The 22,969-nt window shown below is 72.0% G+C and carries 21 protein-coding genes and 1 pseudogene; 9 read left to right on the plus strand and 13 right to left on the minus strand.

Going from position 1 to position 22,969, the window contains the following annotated elements; all coding sequences use genetic code 11:
* The first annotated feature begins 1 nt into the window (after position 1).
* Complete coding sequence (locus MILUP08_RS20205; protein WP_007460992.1) at positions 2–508, plus strand: GNAT family N-acetyltransferase; 507 nt, start codon at positions 2–4, stop codon at positions 506–508.
* 22 nt (positions 509–530) lie between these two features.
* Here the strand turns inward: MILUP08_RS20205 and MILUP08_RS20210 are convergent, their stop codons facing one another.
* Positions 531–1,736 carry a pyridoxal phosphate-dependent aminotransferase gene (locus MILUP08_RS20210; RefSeq protein WP_007460994.1) on the minus strand — a complete coding sequence of 402 codons (1,206 nt, stop codon included), beginning with the start codon at positions 1,734–1,736 and terminating at the stop codon, positions 531–533.
* Between the two features lie 122 nt (positions 1,737–1,858).
* On the opposite strand from MILUP08_RS20210, the pseudogene MILUP08_RS36790 reads away from it, so the two are divergent.
* The 4 genes and pseudogenes from MILUP08_RS36790 to MILUP08_RS20225 form a co-directional block, all read left to right on the plus strand.
* Positions 1,859–2,068: pseudogene (locus MILUP08_RS36790) on the plus strand (VOC family protein); the annotation flags it as partial.
* 132 nt (positions 2,069–2,200) lie between these two features.
* Positions 2,201–2,482, plus strand: coding sequence for a VOC family protein (locus MILUP08_RS36795; RefSeq protein WP_237747270.1), 282 nt, complete (start codon positions 2,201–2,203; stop codon positions 2,480–2,482).
* A gap of 76 nt (positions 2,483–2,558) precedes the next feature.
* Positions 2,559–2,912: an MFS transporter gene (locus MILUP08_RS20220; RefSeq protein ID WP_237747140.1), complete on the plus strand. Its 354-nt coding sequence runs from the start codon at positions 2,559–2,561 to the stop codon at positions 2,910–2,912.
* A gap of 39 nt (positions 2,913–2,951) precedes the next feature.
* A complete protein-coding gene (locus MILUP08_RS20225) occupies positions 2,952–3,704 on the plus strand; it encodes a hypothetical protein (RefSeq protein ID WP_051065761.1) in 753 nt (250 codons plus the stop codon).
* 47 nt (positions 3,705–3,751) lie between these two features.
* Here the strand turns inward: MILUP08_RS20225 and MILUP08_RS37160 are convergent, their stop codons facing one another.
* From MILUP08_RS37160 to MILUP08_RS20275, 10 genes are all read right to left on the minus strand, one after another.
* Positions 3,752–6,754, minus strand: a complete 3,003-nt coding sequence (locus MILUP08_RS37160) for a S8 family serine peptidase (protein WP_193376578.1) — start codon at positions 6,752–6,754, stop codon at positions 3,752–3,754.
* 421 nt (positions 6,755–7,175) lie between these two features.
* Positions 7,176–8,120, minus strand: coding sequence for an acyltransferase domain-containing protein (locus MILUP08_RS20235; RefSeq protein ID WP_007461003.1), 945 nt, complete (start codon positions 8,118–8,120; stop codon positions 7,176–7,178).
* A gap of 44 nt (positions 8,121–8,164) precedes the next feature.
* Positions 8,165–9,376, minus strand: a complete 1,212-nt coding sequence (locus MILUP08_RS20240; RefSeq protein WP_007461004.1) for an amidohydrolase family protein — start codon at positions 9,374–9,376, stop codon at positions 8,165–8,167.
* A gap of 133 nt (positions 9,377–9,509) precedes the next feature.
* The gene (locus tag MILUP08_RS20245; RefSeq protein WP_007461006.1) at positions 9,510–10,313 is read right to left on the minus strand and encodes a sugar phosphate isomerase/epimerase family protein; all 804 of its coding nucleotides are present in this window, start codon (positions 10,311–10,313) and stop codon (positions 9,510–9,512) included.
* On the minus strand, positions 10,310–11,464 hold the full coding sequence (locus MILUP08_RS20250) for a dihydrodipicolinate synthase family protein (protein WP_007461008.1): 1,155 nt from the start codon (positions 11,462–11,464) through the stop codon (positions 10,310–10,312). The genes MILUP08_RS20245 and MILUP08_RS20250 overlap by 4 nt, the downstream gene beginning before the upstream one ends.
* A gap of 122 nt (positions 11,465–11,586) precedes the next feature.
* On the minus strand, positions 11,587–12,738 hold the full coding sequence (locus MILUP08_RS20255; RefSeq protein WP_007461009.1) for a Gfo/Idh/MocA family protein: 1,152 nt from the start codon (positions 12,736–12,738) through the stop codon (positions 11,587–11,589).
* A 38-nt stretch (positions 12,739–12,776) separates the two neighbouring features.
* Positions 12,777–13,532: an ABC transporter ATP-binding protein gene (locus MILUP08_RS20260; protein ID WP_051066006.1), complete on the minus strand. Its 756-nt coding sequence runs from the start codon at positions 13,530–13,532 to the stop codon at positions 12,777–12,779.
* Between the two features lie 43 nt (positions 13,533–13,575).
* Positions 13,576–14,580: an ABC transporter substrate-binding protein gene (locus MILUP08_RS20265; RefSeq protein WP_007461011.1), complete on the minus strand. Its 1,005-nt coding sequence runs from the start codon at positions 14,578–14,580 to the stop codon at positions 13,576–13,578.
* Between the two features lie 23 nt (positions 14,581–14,603).
* Positions 14,604–15,572, minus strand: a complete 969-nt coding sequence (locus MILUP08_RS20270) for an ABC transporter permease (RefSeq protein ID WP_007461012.1) — start codon at positions 15,570–15,572, stop codon at positions 14,604–14,606.
* Positions 15,573–15,735: 163 nt separating this feature from the next.
* Complete coding sequence (locus MILUP08_RS20275) at positions 15,736–16,452, minus strand: cupin domain-containing protein (RefSeq protein WP_007461013.1); 717 nt, start codon at positions 16,450–16,452, stop codon at positions 15,736–15,738.
* Positions 16,453–16,545: 93 nt separating this feature from the next.
* Here MILUP08_RS20275 and MILUP08_RS20280 point away from each other — a divergent pair, with 93 nt between their 5' ends.
* A complete protein-coding gene (locus MILUP08_RS20280) occupies positions 16,546–17,619 on the plus strand; it encodes a LacI family DNA-binding transcriptional regulator (RefSeq protein WP_007461014.1) in 1,074 nt (357 codons plus the stop codon).
* 138 nt (positions 17,620–17,757) lie between these two features.
* Here MILUP08_RS20280 and MILUP08_RS20285 read toward each other — a convergent pair whose 3' ends face one another.
* Positions 17,758–18,420: a fasciclin domain-containing protein gene (locus tag MILUP08_RS20285; RefSeq protein WP_007461015.1), complete on the minus strand. Its 663-nt coding sequence runs from the start codon at positions 18,418–18,420 to the stop codon at positions 17,758–17,760.
* A gap of 151 nt (positions 18,421–18,571) precedes the next feature.
* Between MILUP08_RS20285 and MILUP08_RS20290 the strand changes: the two genes are divergently transcribed.
* The gene (locus tag MILUP08_RS20290; protein WP_007461017.1) at positions 18,572–19,057 is read left to right on the plus strand and encodes a GNAT family N-acetyltransferase; all 486 of its coding nucleotides are present in this window, start codon (positions 18,572–18,574) and stop codon (positions 19,055–19,057) included.
* A gap of 352 nt (positions 19,058–19,409) precedes the next feature.
* Here MILUP08_RS20290 and MILUP08_RS20295 read toward each other — a convergent pair whose 3' ends face one another.
* The gene (locus tag MILUP08_RS20295; RefSeq protein WP_007461019.1) at positions 19,410–20,699 is read right to left on the minus strand and encodes an MFS transporter; all 1,290 of its coding nucleotides are present in this window, start codon (positions 20,697–20,699) and stop codon (positions 19,410–19,412) included.
* Between the two features lie 133 nt (positions 20,700–20,832).
* Here MILUP08_RS20295 and MILUP08_RS20300 point away from each other — a divergent pair, with 133 nt between their 5' ends.
* Both MILUP08_RS20300 and MILUP08_RS20305 read left to right on the plus strand, forming a co-directional pair.
* On the plus strand, positions 20,833–22,023 hold the full coding sequence (locus tag MILUP08_RS20300; RefSeq protein WP_007461020.1) for an NAD(P)/FAD-dependent oxidoreductase: 1,191 nt from the start codon (positions 20,833–20,835) through the stop codon (positions 22,021–22,023).
* Positions 22,020–22,940 (plus strand): RNA polymerase sigma-70 factor, encoded by a 921-nt coding sequence (locus tag MILUP08_RS20305; protein WP_007461022.1) that lies wholly within the window; start codon positions 22,020–22,022, stop codon positions 22,938–22,940. The genes MILUP08_RS20300 and MILUP08_RS20305 overlap by 4 nt, the downstream gene beginning before the upstream one ends.
* Positions 22,941–22,969: the final 29 nt, after the last annotated feature.

Raw genomic sequence — 22,969 nt, forward strand, 5'->3', positions numbered from 1 at the left:
GATGGCAAAGGTTGTCACCTACCTGGAGATGAACAACGCCGACGACCTGCGACCCGGCAAGGTCGTGCCGGAACTTCTCCTCCGGCGCGTGGACGGTGGTCTGCCGCTCGTGCGTACCACCGTTGCTCAGGTCGGATCCCCGTACGGGTGGCGGAGTGCGTCTCGCACGACCGACGAGTGGCGGGAGATGCTGCGGTGTCATCCGCTGCGCCAGTACTGGTTCATCACCCTGAGGGACGAGACCGTGGGCATCGCCGCGGTGGAGCCCCAGCCTGGCGGAGATGTGGAGATCACCGCTTTCGGGCTGCTGCCGGCACATGTCGGGAGGGGTCTCGGTGGCCATGCGCTGACGCTCACCATCCGCCAGGCCTGGGACAGTGCGGCAGTGGAGTCCCCGGCTGTCCGCAGGGTTTGGCTGCACACCTGCTCGTTCGACCACCCGAACGCACTACGCAACTATCAGCGACGCGGCTTGACTGTCTACCGCACCGAGGTCGAAGCCGAGTGATGCCGGGTGCCGCGCCGCCGCGCTACTGACGGTAGGTGGCCAGGAAGGTACGGATCCGGGAGACGGCGTCGTCAAGGACGTCCGTGGCGGCGAGGAAGACCAGGCGGAGGTGGTCTGGTGTGTCGAGGTTGAAGCCGGTGCCGTGGGAGATCAGGAGGTGCTGCTGTTCCAGGAGGTCGATCACCAGGCGCTCGTCATCGTGGATCTTGTGCACCTCGGGGTCGAGACGGGCGAAGAGGTAGAGGGCGCCGGCCGGCTTGACGCACTCGACGCCGGGGATGTCGACGAGGGACTTCCAGGCGTGGTCGCGTTGCTCCAGCAGGCGGCCTCCGGGGCGGGTCAGCTCCTCGATGCTCTGGTAGCCGCCGAGCGCGGTCTGGATGGCGTGCTGGGCCGGCACGTTCGGGCAGACACGCATGTTGGCGAGCAGCTGCAGCCCATCCAGGTAGTCCGAGTCGCTGCCGCTGAAGCCGCTGGTGGCGAGCCAGCCGGAGCGGAAGCCCGCAGCCCGGTAGGCCTTGGACAGGCCGCCCATGCTGACCACCGGCACGTCCGGCGCGAGGGCGGCGAGCGTGTGGTGCGTTGCTCCGTCGTACACGATCTTGTCGTAGATCTCGTCGGCGAAGATCAGCAGATCATGCTTGCGGGCAAGCTCGATCATGCCGAGCAGCACCTCACGGGAGTATACCGCGCCGGTCGGGTTGTTCGGGTTGATCACCACGAGCGCGCGGGTGCGGTCGGTGATCCGGGACGCCAGGTGCTCCAGGTCCGGCGCCCAGCCCGCGCTCTCGTCACAGCGGTAGTGCACCGCGCGACCACTGCACAGGTTCACCGCGCCGGTCCAGAGCGGATAGTCCGGGCTCGGCACCAGCACCTCGTCGTCGGTGTCCAGCAGCGCCTGGAGCACCATCACGATCAGCTCGGAGACCCCGTTGCCGAGCAGTACGTCGTCCGGCTGCACGCCGGGCACGCCGAGAGTCTGGTAGTGCTGGGCCACCGCGACGCGGGCGGAGTAGATGCCTCGCGCGTCGCTGTATCCCTGAGCGGCCACGATGTTCTGCACGACGTCGGCGACGATCGGCTCCGGCGTGGCCAGCCCCCACGGCGCCGGGTTGCCCAGATTCAGCTTGAGGATCCGGTGCCCGGCGGCCTCCAGCTCCTGCGCCCGGCGCAACACCGGGCCGCGGATGTCGTACCGGACACTCTTCAGCCGCTGCGCCTGCCGCATCGGACCCCCTCCGCGAAACGTCGTGTCTCCGATGACCGATGCTAGGGCGTTGCCCAGAAATGTTCACCGGGTGTGAGCAGTCAGGCGGCCGTGGCATTACGGGCGCGTGTGAGGATGCCTCCATGGAACGGCCACTGAGTCGGCGCGCGGCCTCGGACGCGACAAGCGACCAGGGATGGCGGTACTTGCTGGGCGCGTTGCGTACGTCCGTTCCGGTCGGCTCACTGGTCCAGGCAACCGAGGTCGCGGCGCGCATGGTGGCGGCGTGCGGTAGCGACGCCGATGGGCACCTCCGCGTTGACATCCGGCCGGACCGGGTCGTCCTGACCCTGCAGTCGTTGGATCAGGCGGCGCTCACCGCTTGCGACATCGACCTCGCGCATCGGCTCTCCGCCGCCCTGCGGACCGTCGGGCTACGAACGGAGCCTGAGATTGGTACGGGAGCGCCCCGGTCGGTCCAGGTCGTGGAGATCGCCATCGACGCGCTCGACATCGCGGCGGTCCGGCCGTTCTGGAAGGCCGTGCTGGGCTATACCGACGAGGCCGGCGCCGACGGCCCCACGGATCCGATCGTCGACCCGGTCGGGCAGGGTCCGGCGATGTGGTTTCAGCAGATGGATCAGCCACGTCCGGACCGGAATCGCATCCACTTCGACATCTGTGTCCCGCACGACGAGGCACCACGGCGGATCCAAGCCGCGCTGACGGCTGGTGGCCGACTCGTATCCGCGGGCACTGTCTGGTGAGCGGTTGTCGAGGCGCCTCGGCTGCGGCCGCTCGATCCTGGCGATCGGACTGGCCGTCGCCCCGGCCTCGCTCGTGGTGCCGCTCGTCGGCCAGCCGATACCCGGGCTTGTCGCCGCGCTCGCGTGGGCGATGGTGATCTTCAAGGTCGGCTTCGACGGCGTGGTGCTGATGTCGTTCCGCCAGCACGTCACACCGCCACGGCTTCTGGGACGGGTCAACGGGACCCTGCGCGTGATGTTCAGCGGCGCGCTCACGCTGGGCGCGGCGACGGCGGCGTTCGTCGGCGCTCACGCCGGTCCGCGCGCGGCCACCTGGGTCGCCTGTGCCGCGCTCGCGCTGGTGTGGGTGCCGATCCTGCGCTCACCGATGCGCCGACAAACCCTCGGCGCCGACATCGGTCGGCCCGGTGGCATTGATCGTTTCCGCTGACACGTGACGGGGAACTGCGTGGGTAACGAGGGGGAGAACATGAGCCGACACGCACTGCCACCAACCGCCCGAGCGCTGATCCTGCCGTTGCTCGGCACTGTCGCGTTGACCACGGCCTGCACGTCGGGCGGGGACGAGTCCGATCCCGTGTCGTCGGCCGCGGCGCCGACGACCGCCTCGGCCGGCACGAGCCCGGCCGACCCGCCGTCCGCCAGCGCCAGCGCCCCGACGACCATTCCGACGTCGGCGTTCGTCGAGCTGCCGGCCGAGCTGAGGAAATCGCCCCGACGGACGACGCCCGTCGAGGAGGCCCTGCCGAAGCTGTGCGGCAACGAGTTCGGCACCGGAGGCCGACAGGTCACCGCGAGCGCGGCGATGACCGTCACTTACCAGAAGCCCGGTGATTCGGCCGGCAACACGCCCCAGGGGTTGATCCATCAGACGATCTTCACCTTCGAGGGTGCCGGCGCCGCCGACTACATGCGGCGTCTGCGCAGCGCCGTCGAGGCGTGCCCCTCGTACGATCGGGGCGGCAACCCGGTCAAGGTCGCGAGCAAGCCGTTGTCCGGCGTCGGGGACGAGGCGGTGCTGGTGTCGCTCACCCGGGCGGCGACGGACCTGAACGGCGACCGCAACGGCGGCACCACGTCCACCCAGATCGCCGTGGCACGTGTCGACGGCGCGGTGACCGTGTTCAACGACCAGGGCTGGGAGGGCAGCAGCGGCAACCCCGCCGTCCTGGACCAGACCGTGCGAGACGGTGTAAAGACCATCGACGCCTGGCAGCGCTGACGGGATGCGGGGCGGTGCCCGACGGCACCGCCCCGCTCCGTCACGACCTACTGCCAGGCACTCTGCTGGGTGGAGACGAGATTGCCGGGAATGACAGTGCCGTTGGTGCTCCACTCGGTGTACGCCCAGAAGTCGCCCTCGGCCAGCGGCCCGTTCGGCTTCAACGTGAAGTTGACGCTCTGACCGCGCTCCGTCGTGGACGGCAGCGTCAGCGTGGCAGGCGAATATGTGGCGTTGCGACCGATGATGGCGTGCCGCAGCTCGAAGTCGACGACCGGACCACCGGGCACCTGAGCGAACACGTACGCCGTGTAGCGCCCCGGCTCGGGCAGGAACTTGTACGCCTGCTCCAGGCTGGTCCAGTACCTGTCACTGCTGTAGACCAGCTTGTCCCCCTTGTACAGGTACAGGTCGAGGTTCGTGTTCGGGTCCTCGGTGTTGGCCTCGACGACGATGCCCGCGGTGTTCGCCGGGACGGTGAAGTCGACCTTCTTCACGCCGGAGGCGCTCGGGTCGAACACGCCGCCGTAGACGCCTGCCGGCATCGAGTAGGACGTGCGCTGCACAGGTGTGTAACCGGTGCTGCGACCCGCGAGCGGCCCGGTGAAGCCCGGCTGGATCATGCCGAAGGAGCCGCTGGTCATCCGGCCGAACTCCTCGCCGTCGTCACCGTACGGCCGAGGGCTGATCCCCCACGGGCGGGCGGCGACCGGGATCCGGACGCTGTGCGCCTTGGCCTTCCAGGTGATCGATCCGGTCACGTACCGGTCCCAGGGGGCGCTGCCCCGGCGCAGCGTGATGGTCACCGTCGCGGACTTCCCCGGCGCCAGCGTCACCGACGCCGGCGTGACGGTGGCCTTCATGCCGGGCAGGCCGGACACCGACGACCGGTAGGTCTCCCGCGCCTTACCCACGTTGGTGAGCGTGCGGGTGACTGTCACCGGGCGGGTGCCGTCGTACTCGCGCAGCGAGATGGCCGGCAGGTTGAGTTCCTTGCCGTCGGGCTGGGCCGTCTGGCTGAAGGCGACCAGTTCCGCCGCCGTCGGCTCGATGACCAGTCCCGGATCGCTGGCCCGGGCCAGGTTGATGAAGCCGCTGCCCTGGTCCAGGGGGCTGCTGGTGCCGACGGTGTCGGTCGCGGTGGTCCGCAGCGCCGAGGCGACCCGGCCCGGCGTCCAGTCCGGGTGTGCGGCACGCAGGACCGCTGCCGCGCCGGCCACGTACGGCGACGCCATCGAGGTGCCCGAGTACGCGTCGTACTGCCGACCGAAGTTGCCGGCCGGAGACACCGCGGCGATGATGTCCGACCCCGGGGCGACCAGGTCCGGCTTGAAGACGCCGTAGGTCACCTTGTCCGGGCCGGTGGAGGAGAAGTCCGCGACGCTGGGGACGCCCGGAACGCTGGAGCCGTCACCGCCGGAGCGCAGGGACACCTTCGCGTCGGTCGGGTGCCGCATCAGGTAGTTGAACAACACGCCGGCCTGCTTCTCGGTCGGCAGGTACACCACGGGGAAGTTGTAGATGGAGTTGACGCGGTAGTTGCCGACCGGGTCGAACAGCACCATCGCCGCCCCGCCCTTGTCCTTGACCTCGGCGGCCGAGCCGAACGTGTCGGACAGCGCGCAGGCGACCACCTTGCCCTTGATCTTGGCAGGGTCCAGGCTGCCCGGTTCGCAGTAGACGGCGCCGAGCTCGGGCGATCCGGCCTGGTCGCCGAAGACCATCGTCCGCGCGGTGCCGCCGGGCAGCGCGTCCAGCGACCCGCCGACCAGCTTCGTGCCGTCGCCCAGCTTGAGCGTCGCCTCGTCGAGGTTCGTCACCGCCGCGCCGACAGTGGTCACCCAGGGCGCCGCGTTGCTGATGGCGCCGCTTACGATGCCGGTGTTTCCCGCCGACGCCGCCACGAAGACCCCGGACAGGGTGGCGTTGAGAAAGGCGACGCCGATCGGGGTGTTCGCCTCCCAGTCACCGAGCTGCGAGCCGATCGAGAAGTTCAGGACCTGCACGCCGTCGGCGACGGCGGCGTCGATGCCGGCGATGATGTCGGCGTCGAAGCCCATCCCCGCCCAGAGCACCTTGTAGACGGCGATCTGGGCGTCCGGCGCGACTCCGGAGATCGGGTCGAAACGCCTACCGTCGATCGTGACGTCCGAGACCGGCAGACCGGCCGCCGTGGAGGCGGTGTGCGTGCCGTGGCCCTCCATGTCGCGGGGAGACAGCAGCTCACCCTCGGGCACCGAGCCACCGTCGGCGAGCCACGTGTCGGCGAAGTACCGGGCACCGACGATCTTGCCGTTGCAGTGCTCGGCCACGAAGCCCACGCCGGTCTGGCACGTGCCGTGCCAGGTCGAGGGCGCGGGCATCTTCTTGGCGAACGACGCGCTCTCCGGCCAGATGCCGGTGTCCAGGACGCCGATCACCATGCCCTTGCCGGTGGCGGGACCGGGCTTGACCGGCTTGGTGGTGCGCTCGGTCGTGGACGCGACCGGCCCACCCGCGGTGGTGGCGGTCGGGGTGGCGGCCGTGGTGGTGGTGGTCGCGAGCGGCGACGCCGACCGGGAGCCGAGTGCGCGTGCGGCGGTGACCGAGCGAACGCGCTTGTCCGCCCGCAGCGCGGTCGCCTGCTGGGCGGTCAGCTTCGCCGAGAAGCCGTTGAAGGCCGCGGTGTAGGCCGCCTTGACCTGGACGCCGGCCGCGGAGGCGACGGCGGCCCGCTGCGTGTCGAGGTGCCGGCGGTACGCCTGCGACGGCGCCGTCGTCACGTCCAGCCGGCCGCCCGGGGTCGGGCGGGTCCGCGCCAGCCCCGACGTCCCGCCGACGTACGTGGTCAGCGGGGCCTCGGCCAGCTCGACGATGTAGATGCCGGAGCCGGTCGCGTCAACGGCCGCCTTCGGGCTGGTCTCGTTGTCGCCGGCGCGTCGGTCGGCACCGTCGGTCAGGGTGGTGCGCCGGTCCGACCCGGTCGAGAAGTAACCCGGACCGCTGGTGGCAGGCCGGTCCCCCGGGGCCGCCGACGCCGATCCCGCAGCACCGGTTGTGCCGGTGATCATCGCGAGGACCAACGTCGGTAGCGCCAGTCTTCGCAGCCTGTTCCCGCTCGTGCGTGAAGACACGAGACTCCTCTCCATCGCTCCCTTGTGGAGCTGTCTCATCGTTCGCGATCCGCTCATGGGAGCGCTCCCCCACCTAAGCCCGCGACGGTTAATCGAGGGTTTGCGCGGTGTTACGGATCGCCGGTGCACATAAGATCACGATGGGTCGGGCTTGCCTAGATCATGTTTTCGGAGCGGGCCCGCCCGCTACGGCCGGAACCGCACCACGGCGACGACACCGGCGATGACGATCGCGGGCAGCACCACGTAGATCACCAGCAGGATCCACGGCAGCAGCCGGAACGCCCTGGCCATCGGGCTTTCCGGTGGGGTGTCACGGACTGGTGACCGCAGGCCCGACCGCTCCCGGACCAGCCCCTCAGATCGAGAAGCGCCCCTGCCGCCACTGCCAGTGGCGGCCGGCCGCCAGGTGGTCGACGATCGCCCGTTGCAGGGCGGTGCGGCGCGGCAGTTGGTCGAGCGGTGTGCTCAGGGTGCGGAACACGAACCGGCGCACCTCGACGTCGGCGTCCGGCCCGTCCGACTCCACGTAGGGCTCCAGCTCGAACCGTCGCTGGAAACGGATGATGTTGGAATCGTCGGGCAGGTACTCCCGCAACTGCGGGTCGAGCAGCCACGAGCCGCAGGAGAACGCCGTGTAGGACTCGTCGGGGAAGTGCCGCGCGAAGAAGGCGCGGGCCTCGTCGAGCGACGCCGAGACCGCGTCCGCGGTCAGCGGCCCCGAGTCGGGGACGTGCAGACCGATGGCGCCGTCGCCCCGGTGGTGCTGCAACCGGCCCAACTCGTAGACAGCACCCCGCACGTGCAGCGTCAACCAGCTCTGCATGACGGGCCAGCCCTCGCCGCGCATCCGCCGGTCGATGGCGAGATTGCGACCCAGGTCCGCGAGGGTCACCCAGGACACCGCATCGGGGACGTCGTGGTCGCGGTGGTACGCCCGGACGACGTCGACGAGGGCGAGGTACGCGTACACGTAGAGATGCCGCCAGGCCGGCCCCCTGTCGCGCGGCAGCTCCGGGCCGGGCGGCAGCCAGACGTAGCCGCCGAGATCGGCACGGACCAGGGCGATAGTGCGGTCGAGGAGCCAGCGCAGCTCCGAAGTCCACAGCGGAGAGTCGGGGTCGGGCCAGCCGGCCATGATCTCGTCGGCGTCGTCCGGGCGGACCGCGAGCCGGTCGAGGAGCGCGGGCGCGTCGGCCCGGGCGGGCAGCGGAGCCGACGGCGAGTCCCCCGCGAGCCGGTGCACACGCTCGACGTCCTCGACGGGCACCCCGAGCCGGGCGGCGATGTCGTGCAGATCCACGCGAACGAACCTACCGCCGGAAGCCGCCTTCCCGAAGCCCGCGACTAGATCGTGTTCCCCGGCAGCGTCCCCGCAGGGATCGCGCCATTGACGTACACCGCGAGCGGTCGGCGCAACACCGTCATGTCGCTGGTGGGGTCGCCGTGCACGACCAGCAGGTCGGCGTCGAACCCGGCCCTGACGCGGCCCTTGCTCCGCCCCAGGCCACACACCTCGGCGCCGACCGAGGTCGCCGCGGCGAGGGCTGCGGTGGCGGGGATGCCACTCGCGACGTACTCGACGAGCGTCTCCGGCAGGATCCCGTGCGGCTTCGCGGGGCCGAGGCCCGCGTCCGAACCAGCGACCAGGCGGACCCCGGCCCGGTGCAGGGTGGCGGCGGCGGCACGCAGCGCCGCCTCGCTGAGCCCGGCGCGCGCCGCCATCTCCACCACCTCCGGTGGCGTGATCACGGCGGGGTCGGTGCCGAGCGTGGCACAGACCGCCACCCCGGACGTGGCCAGTCGATCCGCGAGTTCCTCCGGGACCTGGGCGCCGGTCGCGGTCACGCACGTGCAGTGCTCGATGCCGTCGACACCGACGCGCAGCGCCTGCTCGACGGCGCTGAGCGCGTGGGCGTGCGCGGTCACCGGCAGGCCGAAATCGTGCGCCTGGGTCACCGCGGCGGTCAGTTCCTGGTCGGTGAACTGCGGCCGGGTGGTATCGGTGCCGGGGGTGAACACTCCGCCGCTGGCCATGACCTTCAGCAGGTCGGCACCGGCCGCCGCCTGACGGCGCACGGCCTCGCGGATCCCGTCGACGCCACTCGCCTCGCCCCCCAACCACCAGCAGTGCCCGCCGACGCTGGTGATCGGCGCGCCCGACCCGACCACCGTCGGGAGGTCGTCGCGCACCTCCCGGGCCCGCCATCGCAGCACGGCGCCACGCCGGTCGCCCAGGTCACGGACGGTGGTGACGCCGGCCGCCAGGTGCGCGCGCAGTGACGCCTCCACGACCGTGTCGAGGTCCGCATCCGGACGTTCGGCGAGCCGGCCGAGCGCGTCCGGCCCGGCATCGGCGCACAGGTGCACGTGCGCGTCGATCAAGCCGGGAAGCAGGGTGCCGTCCGGATGCTCGCGCACCGGCCAACCCTCCGGCGCCTGCGCCCAACCCCTGCGCACGTCGGTGATGCGGCAGCCGTCCAGCAGGACCAGCACCCCGCCGTCCACGAGCCGCTCGCCGTCGAACAACCGTGCCGCCCGGACGGCATGCCCCGTCATCGGTCGTTACCACCAGCAAACAACATCGATGCGGTCGATGACCGGAAAGTCCTCATGGGACCCACTCTCCGCGTCGTCGAACCCGGTCACCTCCCCGCAGGAGACGAGCCCTCTCCCTCACGAGAGGGAGTCCTCAGACAACGTGGCGCAGGTAGCCGGCGATCGCCGCGTCCAGCACCTGCGAGCCCGGCCGCGCCCACACCTCGGCGGAGAAGACCTCCACCTCGATCGGGCCGCCGTAGCCGGCGGCGTCGACCGCCTCACGCAGCCGGCGCAGCTCGATGCACCCCTCACCGGGCAACGCCCGGCCGAGCAGCACCCCCTCCGGCAGCGGGGTCACCCAGTCGCAGACCTGGAACGCGGCGATCCGCGCGCCGGCACGCGCGATCTGCGCGTACACCGTGTCGTCCCACCACACGTGGTACGCGTCGACGACCACGCCGACCACCGTCGGGTCGAACCGTTCGGCGATGTCCAGCGCCTGGCCGAGTGTGGCGATCACGCACCGGTCGGCGGCGAACATCGGGTGCAGCGGCTCGATGGCCAGCCGGACGCCAGCCGCCGCCGCGTGCGGCGCCAGCTCGCCTATCGCGTCGGCGACCCGACGACGGGCGCCGTCGACGTCCCGACTGCCGGGCGGTAGACCGCCGGAGACCAGCACCAGCTCGGGCGCGCCGAGCGTGGCGGCCTCCTCGATGGCCCGCAGGTTCTCCGCCCGCCAGTCGTCGGCCGAGAAGAAGCCGCCCCGGCACAGGGACGTGACGGCGAGGCCCGCGTCGCGGACCAGTTTCGCCGAGCGGGCCAGCCCGTAGCCGGCCACCGGCTCCCGCCACAGCCCGATGCCCGGCACACCGGCCGCCACACAGCCGGTGACCACGTCGGGCAGCGGCCAGTGCTGAGCCGTGGCCTGGTTGAACGAGAAGCGCGCGAGGCTCATTGCGCCACGCCCGCGACGGTGAAGAACGCCCGCGCGCGGGCGGCGGCCAGGTCCGCGTCGGGCAGCAGCCCGGCCGCGTCGGCAAGGGTGAGCAGGGTCGCCAGGTGCGCCGGAGACCGCCCGGACTGCGCGCCGCCGACCATCGTGAAGTGGTCCTGGTGACCGGCCAGCCAGGCCAGGAACACGATCCCCGTCTTGTAGTGCCAGGTCGGCGCCGCGAACAGGTGCCGGGCCAGCGGCACGGTCGGCGCGAAGATCTCGTCGTACGCCGCCAGGTCGCCCCGGTCCAGGGCTGCCAGCGCGGCGGCGGCGGCCGGCGCGATGGCCGCGAACACCCCGAGCAGCGCGTCCGAGTGGCCCACCTCGTCGCCCCGGATCAGCTCCGGGTAGTGAAAGTCGTCGCCGGTGTAGAGGCGTACGCCCGCCGGTAGTCGACGGCGTAGCGCCACCTCCCGGCCGGCATCGAGCAGTGACACCTTGATCCCGTCCACCGTGGACTGGTGCGCCTTGATCAGCTCGATGACCGTGTCGGCAGCGAGATCCAGGTCCGGCGACCCCCAGTAACCGGTCAGCGCCGGGTCGAACATCGGGCCGAGCCAGTGCAGCACCACCGGCTCCCCGGCCGCGCTCAGCAGCTCGTCGTACACCCGTAGGTAGTCCTCGGGGCCACGGGCGGCGGCGGCCAGGTGCCGGCTGCACATCAACACCGGCCGGGCACCGGCCGCGCGGACGTCGTCGAGCTGTTCGCGGTACGCGGCGGTGACCGCCGCCAGGGTGGCCGGGCCGGCCGGCAGCTGGTCGGTGCCGACACCCGCGACGATCCGGCCGCCCACGGCGCGGGCCTCGGCGGCGCTGCGCCGGATCAGCTCCCGGGTCGCCGGATAGTCCAGGCCCATCCCCCGCTGCGCGGTGTCCATCGCCTCGGCTACCCCCAGCCCGTACGACCACAGGTGCCGCCGGAACGCGAGGGTGGTGTCCCAGTCCACCGCCGCCGGGGCGCCCGGCACGTTCTCCGCGCCCGGGTCGGCGACCACGTGCGCGGCGGCGTACGCGATCCGACCGGTCGCCGGGGCGGCCGGGCGGGCGAACCCCCTCCCCCCGGCCAACCGGTGTCGCCGCCCGCCCGGCAGCACCACGTCGACAGCGCTCATGCCCGAGCCACCTTCCGTTCGCGACTGCGGGGCTCGCAAACCCGGCTCACTCCTCGCGCTCACCGCTGAGCCACCTTCCGTTCGCGACTGCGGGGCTCGCAAACCCGGCTCACTCCTCGCGCTCACCGCTGCAGCTCCGGGACCTGGACGCGGACGCCCTCGCGGGCCGCGCGCAGCCCCAGCTCGGCGAGCTGTACGCCGCGCGCGCCGGCCAGGAAGTCCCACTGGAACGGCTCGCCGGCCACGACGTGCCGGAGGAACGCCTCCCACTGCACCTTGAAGCCGTTGTCGAACTCCTCGTTGTCGGGCACCTCGGCCCACTGGGCGCGGAAGTCCTCGGTCGCCGGCAGGTCCGGGTTCCACACCGGTTTCGGGGTGACCGCCCGATGCTGCACCCGACAGTTGCGCAACCCGGCGACGGCGCTGCCCTCGGTGCCGTCGACCTGGAATTCCACCAGCTCGTCGCGGTACACCCGCACGCCCCAGGACGAGTTGATCTGCGCGATGACCCCGCCGTCGAGTTCGAAGATGGCGTACGCCGCGTCGTCGGCGGTCGCCGCGTAGGCGCGGCCGTCCTCGTCGACCCGCTCGGGCACGTGGGTGGCGGTCACGCAGGAGACGGCGTTGACCCGGCCGAACAGCTCCTCCAGCACGTAGTGCCAGTGCGGGAACATGTCGGAGGTGATGCCACCGCCGTCCTCGGCGCGGTAGTTCCACGACGGGCGCTGGGCCGGCTGCCAGTCGCCCTCGAAGACCCAGTAGCCGAACTCGCCCCGCACCGAGAGGATCCGGCCGAAGAACCCACCGTCGACGAGCCGCTTGAGCTTGCGCAGCCCGGGCAGGAACAGCTTGTCCTGTACGACGCCGGTGCGGACCCCGGCGGCGTCGGCGGCCCGGGCCAGGTCGAGCGCGCCTGCGGTGTCCTCCGCGAGGGGTTTCTCGGTGTAGATGTGCTTGCCGGCCTCGATGGCCTGCCGGATCGCCTTCTCCCGCTGCTGCGTGACCAGGGCGTCGAAGTAGATCTCGACGTCGTCGCGGGCCAGCGCCGAGGTCAGGTCGGTGGTCCAGTCGGTGAGGCCGTGTCGTTCGGCGAGCTCGCGGAGCTTCGTCTCGTTGCGCCCGACCAGGACGGGTTCCGGCCAGATGGTCGTGCCGTCGGCCAATGGCACACCACCGGACTCGCGGATGGCCAGCAGGGACCGGACGAGGTGCTGGCGGTAGCCCATCCGTCCGGTCACGCCGTTGACGATGATGCCGATGGACCTGCGGGTCATGGTGTTCCTTCCGTCGTGCTGGTCGTGCCGATCCGCGTTCAGTGGTTGGCGGCCGCGCTGCCGAGCAACCCGCGCAGTTCGGTGGCGAGCCGGTCGAAGCGGGGGTCCGACATCACCTGCGCGTAGTCGCGGTGCGCCGGCAGCTCGACCGGGAAGGTGCGGATGATCCGGCCGGGCCGGGGACTCATCACCACGACCCGGGTGCCGAGGAAGACCGCCTCGGCGATGGAGTGGGTGACGAGCACCACGGTGGTGCCGGTCTCCCGCCAGATGCGGTGCAGCTCGGCGTTCATCTGCTCCCGGGTCAGCGCGTCCAGGGCGCCGAACGGCTCGTCCATGAGCAGCACCGGCGGGGCGTGCAGCAGCGCGCGGCAGAGCGCCACCCGCTGCTGCATGCCGCCGGACAGCTCGTGCGGCAGAGCCTTCTCGAAGCCGGTCAGGCCGGTCATCTCGATCAGCTCGTCGGCGCGGCGGGCCGCCCGTGCCCGGTCCATGCCGCGCATCTCGGCCTGGAGCAGGATGTTGGCCCGCGCGCCGCGCCACTCGAGCAGCGCGGCCTTCTGGAAGACGAAGCCGATCTCCTTCTGCGGGCCGCGTACCGGGCGTCGCAGCAGCGACACCTCGCCGCTCGTCGGCGTGACCAGCCCGGCGACGATCTTCAGGAGGGTGGACTTGCCGCAGCCGGACGGGCCGACGATGGTGACGAACTCCCCCGGCTCGATGTCGAGCGACACGTCGTCGAGGGCGGTGGTCTGCGACCGCCGGGTGGTGAACCGGACGGTCACCCCGGACATCCCGATGGCGGTGCCGGTGGCTGCCGGCGCGGTGCTCACCTGGTCACCCCTGCGCCGCGTACGAGGAGTCCCAGTACGCGTTGGGCGCCCCCGGGTCCTTCAGCTCCGCGTAGCGGGACATCAGGTCGATGGTCTCGGACCACTGGGCCTCGGTGTTCACCCCGGGCGGGCCGTCGGCGCCGAGCAGCGGCAGGTTGAGGGTGAGCTGCTTGGTGAGCACCTCGGGGGCGGGCTCGTTCTCGGCCAGTGCGGCCATGGCGCTCACCGCGCCGGCGGGGTCGCGGGCGGCGTCCGCCCAGGACTTCTGGGTCGCGCGGACGAACTTGCGGACCAGCTCCGGGTCCTTCTGCAGCGTCTGCGTGTTGGCGATCAAGCCGGTGCCGAGCAGGTTCATGCCGTAGTCGGCGAAGAGCAGCACGTCGACCTTCTTGCCGGTCTTGCTCTCGATGGTCGGGGCCTGGTCGTGGAAGAAGCCCATGATGGCGTCGACCCTGCCCTCGGCCAGGGCGGCGATCTTGCCGGCGGCGTCCACGTTCACCACCTTGACGTCGTTCTTGTTGACGCCGTTCTTCTCCAGCCAGGCCGGGAAGGTCGCGTAGAGGGCGTCGCCGGGGGTGCCACCGACGGTCTTGCCCTTCAGGTCGGCCGGGGTCTTGATGTTCTTCTCGGTGAAGAACTCGACCGAGGAGGGGCCCTTCTCCAGGTACGCGCCGAGGCTGCGCACCGGCATCCCGCTGGCCACGGACTTGAGCAGCACCGGGCTGTCGGCCCAGCCGAAGTCGGTCTGCTTCTGGGCGACCTGCTTGACCGTGTTGCCGGAGCCGTTGCCGGGCAGGATCTTCAGGTCGATGCCCTCGGCGGAGTAGTAGCCCTTCTGCAGGCCGTAGTAGAAGGGGGCGTGCTCGCCGTAGGGCACCCAGTTGAGGGTGAGGGTGACCTGTTTGCTGCCGTCGGCGCCGGTCTTGCCCGTGGAGTCGTCCGCGCCGCAGCCGGTGGCGGCGAGGAGCAGGGCGACGGTGGCCAGGATGGTGGTGGCGGTGCGTTTCATCGGTGCCTCCGTGATGGGGTCGGTCAGGAGGTGGTGAGGGACACGCCGACGCGGCGGCTGGCGTGCCACGGGATGAGCAGTGCCTCGGCGATCTCGACCAGCACGAACAGGACGATGCCGATGGCGGACATCAGGATCAGGTCGGCGAACAGCAGCGCGGAGTCGAGGTTGCCGTTGGCCAGCAACAGGACGTAGCCGAGCCCCTCGCTGGCGCCGACGAACTCGCCGACCACCGCGCCGACCACCGCGAGGGTGACGGCCACCTTGAGGCCGGCCATGAGGTGCGGCAACGCATTGGGGAAGCGGATCTTGCGGAAGGTACGCCACGGCCCGGCGCCCATGGTGGCGGAGAGGTCGAGCAGCTCCGGGTCGGTGGAGCGCAGGCCGGCCACCCCGGAGATGACCACCGGGAAGAACGCGATGAGCACGGCCAGGATGATCTTCGGGGTGAGGCCGAGACCGAACCAGACCACCAGCAGTGGGGCGATGGCGATCTTCGGGATGACCTGTGCGAACAGGACGATCGGGTAGAGCGCCTTGTCCAGGGTGCGCGAGTAGGCGATGGCGACCGCGGTGGCCAGCCCCAGCGCGGCGGCCAGCACGAAGCCGAGCACCGTCTCGTAGAGGGTGACCATGGTGTGCCGGGCCAACTCGGACCACTGGTTGGTCATCGTGGTCCAGACCTGACCGGGCGTGGGCACCAGGTAGTTCGGCACGTACTCCCGGGCGGCGACGAACCACCAGGCGACGAAGAAGGCGACAAGCACCAGCGCCGGCCGCCACAGCGAGTCGGCGAGAGCCGCCGCGCGCCGACCGAGCGTCGGGCGTGGTGGACGGCCGCCGGGTGGCGGTGACGCCACTCTGGACGAATGCGCGTCGTCGACGGCTCCCGGCGCGCCCTCGGAAGCGAGCGTTGGAGCGGCTGCCCCCTCGCCGCTCGCCTTGTCGACGGCGGCCCTCCGGCCCGCCGTGTCCAGAGAGTTCTCGGTCACGCGGAACCTCCTCGGGGCCCGGCACACACTCGTGGAGCGGGCCGGTCGGCGGATCAGGCAAACGCTTTCCTGGGAGCGTAGGTGGCTTCCCGCATGTCGGGCAAGGCCTTTCCTCGATCTATTCGCCGCGGTCCAACCTGGACCGGCCGCGCGCTGCGCGCCGTCAGCCACCCGCCGGGTAGGTGTCGAGGAGACCGCACATGCCGAGCCGGCCCCGCTCGACCGGCTCGGCCACCGCGTACACCCCGGCGTCGCCCAGGTGCCCCGGATCCCCGCGCTCCAGGGCGTCGAGCTGCCCGGCGGTGTCGGCGGCGGCACGGCCGGCGCCGGACTCCCACCGCTGCCGCCACCGCGCCAGCTTCGGCTGGCGCAGCGCGACCGCCGCGGCGTGGAACGCGGCCAGCGCCGCCGGCCCGCCGGACCGCAGCGCCGAGAAGCCGGTCACCGCCAGATCCCTGCGGCGGTACGCGGCGCACACGTCCGCGCCCGGCGCTCCCCCGTCGGGCAGCGCCGCCGCCGCGTCGTACGCCGCGGGGTCGGCCAGCACCTCGGGTGGGAAGGTCAGCACCGCGTCGCCGGCTTCGGGCAGGCCGCTGTTCTGCATGAGCACCACGATGCTCAGCCCGCCGGTGTTCACCAGGCGGTGCACGGTGCCCGGCTCGAACCAGACCACCACACCCGGGCGCAGCGGCGTCTCCCGGAAGCCGGCCGTGGTCAGGGTCTGCACCGCGCCCTCGCCGTCGGTCACCACGTACCCCTCGGTGCAGCACAGGTGCACGTGCGGAGTGCCACCGACCACACCGTCCGGTGCGACGGTGTCGTAGACGCGCAGCCGGGAGACGCCGATCCCTCCGGGAAGCGCCGCGAAGCGTTCGGACATGGCCGGGCCTCCCTGCGGGAAAGGGCTTTCTCTGCGGTACGGTGACGCTAGCCGGCGCGGCGAAACGCCGTCAACAGACCGAGGGGGCGGGCCATGGCGACCCTGTCCGACGTGGCGCGGCGCGCGGGCGTCTCACCCGCCACCGCCTCCCGCGTCATCAACGGCAGCAGCAAACCGGTCACCGACGAGTTGCGCGAGCGGGTGCTCGCCGCCGTCGCCGAGTTGCAGTACGTGCCGAACGCGCACGCCCAACTGCTGGCCCGCTCGCACCGCAGCGCGGTCGGCGTGATCGTGCACGACGTCTCCGACCCGTACTTCGCCGAGATCACCCGAGGGCTGCAACGGGTCGCCACGGACCAGGGCCGGCTGCTGATGATCTGCAACAGCTACCGCGACCCGGACCGCGAACTGGAGTATGTGGAGCTGCTGCGCGGCCACCAGGTGGCGGCGCTGATCCTGGCCGGCTCCGGCTACCACGACGACGCGTTCACGCGGCAGCTCAACGAGAAGCTCGCCGCGTACGAGGCCACCGGCGGGCGGGTCGCGGTCATCGGTCGCCATGAGCACTCCGGCGACGCCGTCATGCCGGACAACCGGGCCGGCGGTCACCTCGCCGGCCGCGAACTGTGCGAGCTGGGCCACCGGGCGATAGGCGTGGTCGCGGGCCCCCGCATCCTCACCACCACCACCGATCGGCTGGCCGGGCTCCGACAGGCCCTCACCGAGCAGGGCCGCGAGCTGCCCGAACGCCGCATCCGGTACGCCGAGTTCGACCGTGACGGCGGCGCCGAGGCCACCGCCCGGCTGCTCGACGCCGACCCCGGGCTGACCGCGATCGTGGCCCTCAACGACTCGATGGCCATCGGCGCCCTCGCCACCCTGCGGGCCCGCTCGCTGGCGGTGCCGCAGCAGGTCTCCGTGGTTGGCTTCGACGACATGCCGATCGCCCGGGACGTGACACCCGCGCTGACCACCGTGCGGCTGCCGCTCGTCGACATGGGAGTCCGGGCGATGTCTCTGGTGCTGGGCGCCGGGACGCCGGCGCCCCGGGTCGAGGTGCTCCCCGCCGAGCTGATCCGCCGGGACACTGCCGGCCCGGTGCCGGCCCAGCGGCGCGAGACGGCCGACACGGTGCCCCGCGCCCGGCGAGCCGACGCCGCCTCGTAACCGGGTTCGGCCCCGCGGCAGCACGCCCGCCCGGCGCGCTGCTCGACGAGGAAAGCACCCCGCTGGGCCGGGACTGACCGCCACAGCGCGCCCCGTGCGGGTGGCGACCGACGCGGGATCGGCCGCCACCCGGATGGGTCAGGGCAGGTCGATCGGGCGCAGCACCCGGTCCACGGTGTGCGCGATCTGCCGGTTGCCCTTGTTGACGTCGAACGCGACCACGCGTGCGTCACGGTCGTCGGTGTCGGCGTCGACCAGCCGCACCTGGCGGAAGATGTACCAGTAGGTGCGTACGTCGACCCCGACGGTCGGGCCGAGAGCGGTGGTCAGCTCTGCGCCGTCGGCCTTGAGAGCCGCCCTGCGGTCGACGGTCGCACCCGGCACGACGTGGTAGAGCAGCACCGTCTCCACGGTGTCGATACCCAGTCCGGCGACCGCCGCGAACGCGGCGCTCTCACCGGGCAGTTTCCGGGCGTGGGTCAGCTCACGCACCAGTTGCTGGAACGCGGCGTCGTTGGGCAGGAACGCGGTCAGTGCGACGCTGCCGTCCGTGAGCACCTTCACCGGCGAGTCCGGCTTGGCCTCGAGCACCGCCAGCACGGCCGCCGTCAGCACGTCGAAGTCCCGCGAGTTGCGGTCGAAACCGCTCGTGTCCTTCGTGAGCACCTGGGCGAGCGACGTCGTGCCGAGCGGCTTGGCCTTACCGGTCGCCTGGGCGGCCGGCACGGCCACGGCGGTGGTGGCCAGCGCGGTGGCCACGGCGCCCACCGCCATCCGGGCGGCGATTCGTGCGATCTTCATCAGCGGGCCTTTCGTCGAAGCGACGGATCCGTGACGTCTCGTCACGACACATGCTTCGCGGCCGGCACACCGCCCGGATGCAGCCCCCGTCGGAAAGCCCGACAGTCAAAATCCGCTGTCCCCACCGGAGCGCCCCACGTAGCCTGCGCCGGTGCTGATCCGTGAGTTCGACAACCAGGACTGGTCGCAGCTGTGGCCGATCATCGAGGACGTGGTCCGGGCCGAGGAGACCTTCCCCTACGACCCGGAGATGACCGCGGACGCGGCGTACACCATCTGGGTGGAGGCCCCGCCCGGGCGGACCGTCGTCGCGGTCGACGGCGACCGGGTCCTCGGCAGCGCGAAGATGGGCACCAACCGGCCCGGCCCGGGCGCGCACGTGTCCACCGCCAGTTTCCTGGTCGCCGCCGATGCGCGGGGCCGGGGCGTGGGCACCGCGCTGTGTCGCGACGCCCTGGCCTGGGCACGGCGGCGGGGGTACGCCGGCATGCAGTTCAACGCCGTGGTGGAGGTCAACCGGTCGGCGGTCGAGCTGTACCGGCGGGAGGGCTTCGAGGTGGTCGGCACCGTGCCGGGCGCGTTCCGCCACCCCACCCTCGGCCGCGTCGGCCTGCACGTCATGTACCAGGAGTTCTGACCGCCGCCCGCCGTTCCCGCCGAAGCTGCCGAACCGACGACGAATAGCCCCGGTAGTGCCGAGCGCCTGTCGAGCTGCCCCGTTCCTGGGGCGGCCCGTCCGCCAACGTGCGCGGTGCCCCATTTCCGGGGCAGCTCGACAGGGACGACAGAGACCTTCGCCGGGATGCGCCGTGGGATGCCGTGGTGCGACTCGGGACCTTTGGAGCTGATGTCGAGAACGAATCGACCGTGCACGACGCCGGCGATCAGCGCGCCGCCTGGCGATCACCGTGCCCGCCTGGCGATCACCGTGCCTGCTTGGCGATCACCGTGCCTGCCTGATTCGTTGACGACATCAGCTCCACAGCGTCTCAGCCACTGATGGTGCCCCCGGCCGGGGCCGGTTGGAGTCCCGGCGGCCGGAGAGCCGGCTCCGCGCCGGCCCGGCGGATCGGGGTGAACAGCCCGCCGACCGCGACCAGCAGGCAGCCCGCTCCGGCCACCAGCGCGACGGCCGACACGCCGTACCGGGCGGCGGTCCAGGTCAGGATGACGGCGCCGGCCGGCCCGAGGGCGTAGTGCGTGCTCCAGAACGCCGAGGTGACCCGGCCGAGCAGATGGTCGGGGGTGATCTGCTGACGCAGCGACATCGAGCAGATCCCGCCGATGCTGAGACAGCACAGGTACACGGCGGTGAGCGCGGTGACCGCGGGCACGGACGTCACCAGGCCGACGCCCGCCACCGCGAACCCGCAGACCGCGTGCGCGCCGATCCAGGTGGCGCCGAAGCCGCGCCGGCGACGCAGCGGCGCCACCAGCAGCGCCCCGGCGACCGTGCCCAGCGCCGCCAGGCCGAGCACCGTGCCGACAGTGCCCTCGGTGCCGCCGAGGTCGTGCGTGACGCGGTAGATCAGCACGTCGGTGAAGCCGTAGGTCAGGAAGATGAACACCGAGAGCAGGACGGTCAGCGCGCGGAGCACGGGCTGTCGCCACAGGAACCGCGCCCCGGCCAGGAACTCGGCCACCGGACGCTGCCGGGTCACCGGCGCGGCGTCGGCGGCCTGGGCGGGGCGCAGCCGGATCAGCCGCAGGCCGGCCGCCGAGAGCGCGAAGCTCGCCGCGTTGACGGCGATGGCGACCGACGGGCCGAAGCGGGCCGACACCACACCGGCGAGCAGCGGCCCGAGAACGGCGGCCGCGGCGAACGTCGCCTGGAGCCGACCGTTGGCCTCGGTGAGCCGATCGGAGTCGACGAGGTTGCGCACCGCGGTCACCGCCGCGACCTGGAACAGCATGCCGGCCGCCTCGCAGATCGGCAGCACGACGAAGAGCAGCCAGACCTGCGGGCCCGCGAGCCAGGCCAGCGGCACCAGCGCGTAGAGGACCAGCCGGGCGAGGTCCGCGACGATCATCAGCGTGCGGCGGTCGTACCTGTCGACAAGCACTCCGCCGAAGACCCCGGCGAGCACGGATGCCGCGCCCGCGACGGCGGTGAGCAGGCCCATCTGCGCCACCGACCCGGTCGCCTGCAACACCAGCAGTGGCACCGCCAGGTAGGCGAACGCGTCGCCGGCCGCGGAGAGCGACTGCGCGATCCAGTACGTGCCGAAGGCGCGGTCCCGCCACAGCGGTGCCCGATGAGGGCTGGCAGCTCGGCTCATCCCGCCGAGGGTAGCGGCCCTCGGAGCGCAGTGCTGACCGTCACACCGGGCCGATGTCACGAACCGGCGCGCGTCCCGCATCTCCTGGTCGTCACCTCGATCGGCGAGGAACGACGAGCGGAGAGGCACCCCGATGAGCACAGCACAGACCCCGCACCGAGTCCTGATCCTGGGCGCGGGCTACGCGGGCATGGCCACGGCGATCCAACTCGCGGCGCGCACCCGGCGGCGCTCGGACGTGCAGGTGACAGTGGTGAACGCGCAGGAACGGTTCACCGAGCGGCTGCGGCTGCACATGGCGGCGACCGGGCAGGACCTCGCCGAGCTGACCATCCCCACCCTGCTGGCGGGCACGGACGCGCGGTTCGTCCGGGGGTGGGTGACGGCGGTGGACGCGCAGACGAGGACCGTCCGGGTCGACGACAGCCGGGAACTGCCCTACGACACGCTCGTCTACGGGCTGGGCAGCGTCGCCGACACGGCAGCGGTGCCGGGCGCCCAGGAGCACGCGTACACCCTGGACAGCCCGGGGGACGCGGCGGCGCTGGCCGACCGGCTGGCGCGGCTCGGCGGCGGCACCGTCGTCGTCGCCGGCAGCGGACTGACCGGCGTCGAGGCGGCCGCCGAGATCGCCGAGCGGCACCCGGAGCTGGCCGTCGTGCTCGTCGGCCGGCGGGAGCCCGGGGCGGACATGAACGCGAAGGCACGGGCGTACCTGGGCAACGCCCTCACGCGCCTGGGCGTCCAGGTGCGCGGCGGGTCGGCGGTGACGAGGGTCCTGCCGGACGGGGTCGAGCTGGCCGACGGACGGACGGTGGGCGCCGAGGTCGTCGTCTGGACCGGCGGCACGCGGGTGTCCCCGCTGGCGGCCGCGGCGGGGTTGACAGTGGACGACCGCGGTCGCGTCGTCACCGACGCGACGCTGCGGTCGGTCTCCCACCCGGACGTGTACGCGATCGGCGACGCCGCGGCGATCCCGCAGGGCCACGGAGTCCTGCACGGCACCTGCCAGAGCGGTATGCCGACCGGGGTGCACGTCGGGGTGTCGATCGCCCGGGCCATCCGGGGCCGGCGGCCCCGGCCGTTCCGGTTCGGCTACTACCACACGCCGGTGAGCCTGGGACGGCGTGACGCGGTGGTGCAGTTCACCCACCCCGACGACAGCCCGCGCCGGGTGTGTCTGACCGGTCGCGCCGCGGTCTGGTACAAGGAGACGGTGAGCGCTTCCCCCTGGCCGACGTACCGCCGCATGTCGAGAATGCCGGCCTCCGGCGCGTTCTGGCCGCGCGGCGGCCGCTTCACCCGGCTGCGGGACGCGCGGTGACCCCATCCGTCGAGAGCGCCGACCAGCAGGTGTTCCATCGCCACCGCAACCTGCTGTTCGCCGTGGCGTACCGCATCCTCGGCAGTGCGGCCGACGCGGAGGACGCGGTGCAGGACGCGTGGATCGCCTGGTCGGCGGCCGACCGTTCCCAGGTCGCCGACCCCAGGGCGTACCTGGCGCGGATCGCGTCGAACCTCGCGTTGCAGCGTCTGCGCTCCGCCCAGCGTCAACGCGAGACCTACGTGGGACCGTGGTTGCCGGAGCCCATCCTCACCGTCGGCGACACGGCCGACGCCGTCACCGACGCCGAGTCGGTGTCGATGGCGATGCTTGTCGTGCTGGAGACGCTCAGCCCGCTGGAGCGAGCGGTGTTCGTCCTGCGGGAGGTCTTCGACTTCAGTCACGCCGAGATCGCGGAGGCGGTGGAACGCTCCGAGGCCGCGGTGCGCCAGGCCGCGCACCGTGCCCGCGAGCACGTGCGGGCCCGGCGTCCGCGCTTCCCGGCGGACCGGGCGCGGCAGCGCGGGGTCACCGAACGGTTCGTCGCGGCCGCGACGGGTGGGGACCTCAACACCCTCCTGGAGTTGCTGTCCCCGGACGTCACGCTGTGGACCGACGGTGGGGGCAAGGTCCGTCAGGCGCTGCGGCCGATCGTGGGCGCCCGGACGGTGGCCGCCTGGTTCGCCGCCATCGGCACCGTCACCTACCAGGGTGTCCCGCCCGGCGACATGACAGTTGCCCGAGCCGAGATCAACGGCGGGCCGGGCGTGGTGTTCAGCGGCGCGGGTCGGGTGATCGCCACCGTCACCCTGGACATCGACGCGGACGGCCGCATCACCGCCATCCACAACGTCGCCAATCCCGACAAGCTGCACGCCGTTGCCACCGGCAGCGCCCACGACGTCCGGTCGAGCTGAGACGGCCCCGGGATGGACTCCCGGGGCCG

This window comes from Micromonospora lupini str. Lupac 08 (assembly GCF_000297395.2).
Classification (GTDB): domain Bacteria; phylum Actinomycetota; class Actinomycetes; order Mycobacteriales; family Micromonosporaceae; genus Micromonospora; species Micromonospora lupini.

What these genes read in the sequence shown, in the direction of transcription:
- MILUP08_RS20205 (WP_007460992.1), top strand. Translation starts at nt 2, where the DNA reads ATGGCAAAGGTTGTCACCTACCTGGAGATGAACAACGCCGACGACCTG.
- MILUP08_RS20210 (WP_007460994.1), bottom strand. Translation starts at nt 1,736, where the DNA reads ATGCGGCAGGCGCAGCGGCTGAAGAGTGTCCGGTACGACATCCGCGGC.
- MILUP08_RS20225 (WP_051065761.1), top strand. Translation starts at nt 2,952, where the DNA reads ATGAGCCGACACGCACTGCCACCAACCGCCCGAGCGCTGATCCTGCCG.
- MILUP08_RS37160 (WP_193376578.1), bottom strand. Translation starts at nt 6,754, where the DNA reads ATGATCACCGGCACAACCGGTGCTGCGGGATCGGCGTCGGCGGCCCCG.
- MILUP08_RS20240 (WP_007461004.1), bottom strand. Translation starts at nt 9,376, where the DNA reads ATGACGGGGCATGCCGTCCGGGCGGCACGGTTGTTCGACGGCGAGCGG.
- MILUP08_RS20245 (WP_007461006.1), bottom strand. Translation starts at nt 10,313, where the DNA reads ATGAGCCTCGCGCGCTTCTCGTTCAACCAGGCCACGGCTCAGCACTGG.
- MILUP08_RS20250 (WP_007461008.1), bottom strand. Translation starts at nt 11,464, where the DNA reads ATGAGCGCTGTCGACGTGGTGCTGCCGGGCGGGCGGCGACACCGGTTG.
- MILUP08_RS20255 (WP_007461009.1), bottom strand. Translation starts at nt 12,738, where the DNA reads ATGACCCGCAGGTCCATCGGCATCATCGTCAACGGCGTGACCGGACGG.
- MILUP08_RS20260 (WP_051066006.1), bottom strand. Translation starts at nt 13,532, where the DNA reads ATGTCCGGGGTGACCGTCCGGTTCACCACCCGGCGGTCGCAGACCACC.
- MILUP08_RS20265 (WP_007461011.1), bottom strand. Translation starts at nt 14,580, where the DNA reads ATGAAACGCACCGCCACCACCATCCTGGCCACCGTCGCCCTGCTCCTC.
- MILUP08_RS20275 (WP_007461013.1), bottom strand. Translation starts at nt 16,452, where the DNA reads ATGTCCGAACGCTTCGCGGCGCTTCCCGGAGGGATCGGCGTCTCCCGG.
- MILUP08_RS20280 (WP_007461014.1), top strand. Translation starts at nt 16,546, where the DNA reads ATGGCGACCCTGTCCGACGTGGCGCGGCGCGCGGGCGTCTCACCCGCC.
- MILUP08_RS20285 (WP_007461015.1), bottom strand. Translation starts at nt 18,420, where the DNA reads ATGAAGATCGCACGAATCGCCGCCCGGATGGCGGTGGGCGCCGTGGCC.
- MILUP08_RS20295 (WP_007461019.1), bottom strand. Translation starts at nt 20,699, where the DNA reads ATGAGCCGAGCTGCCAGCCCTCATCGGGCACCGCTGTGGCGGGACCGC.
- MILUP08_RS20300 (WP_007461020.1), top strand. Translation starts at nt 20,833, where the DNA reads ATGAGCACAGCACAGACCCCGCACCGAGTCCTGATCCTGGGCGCGGGC.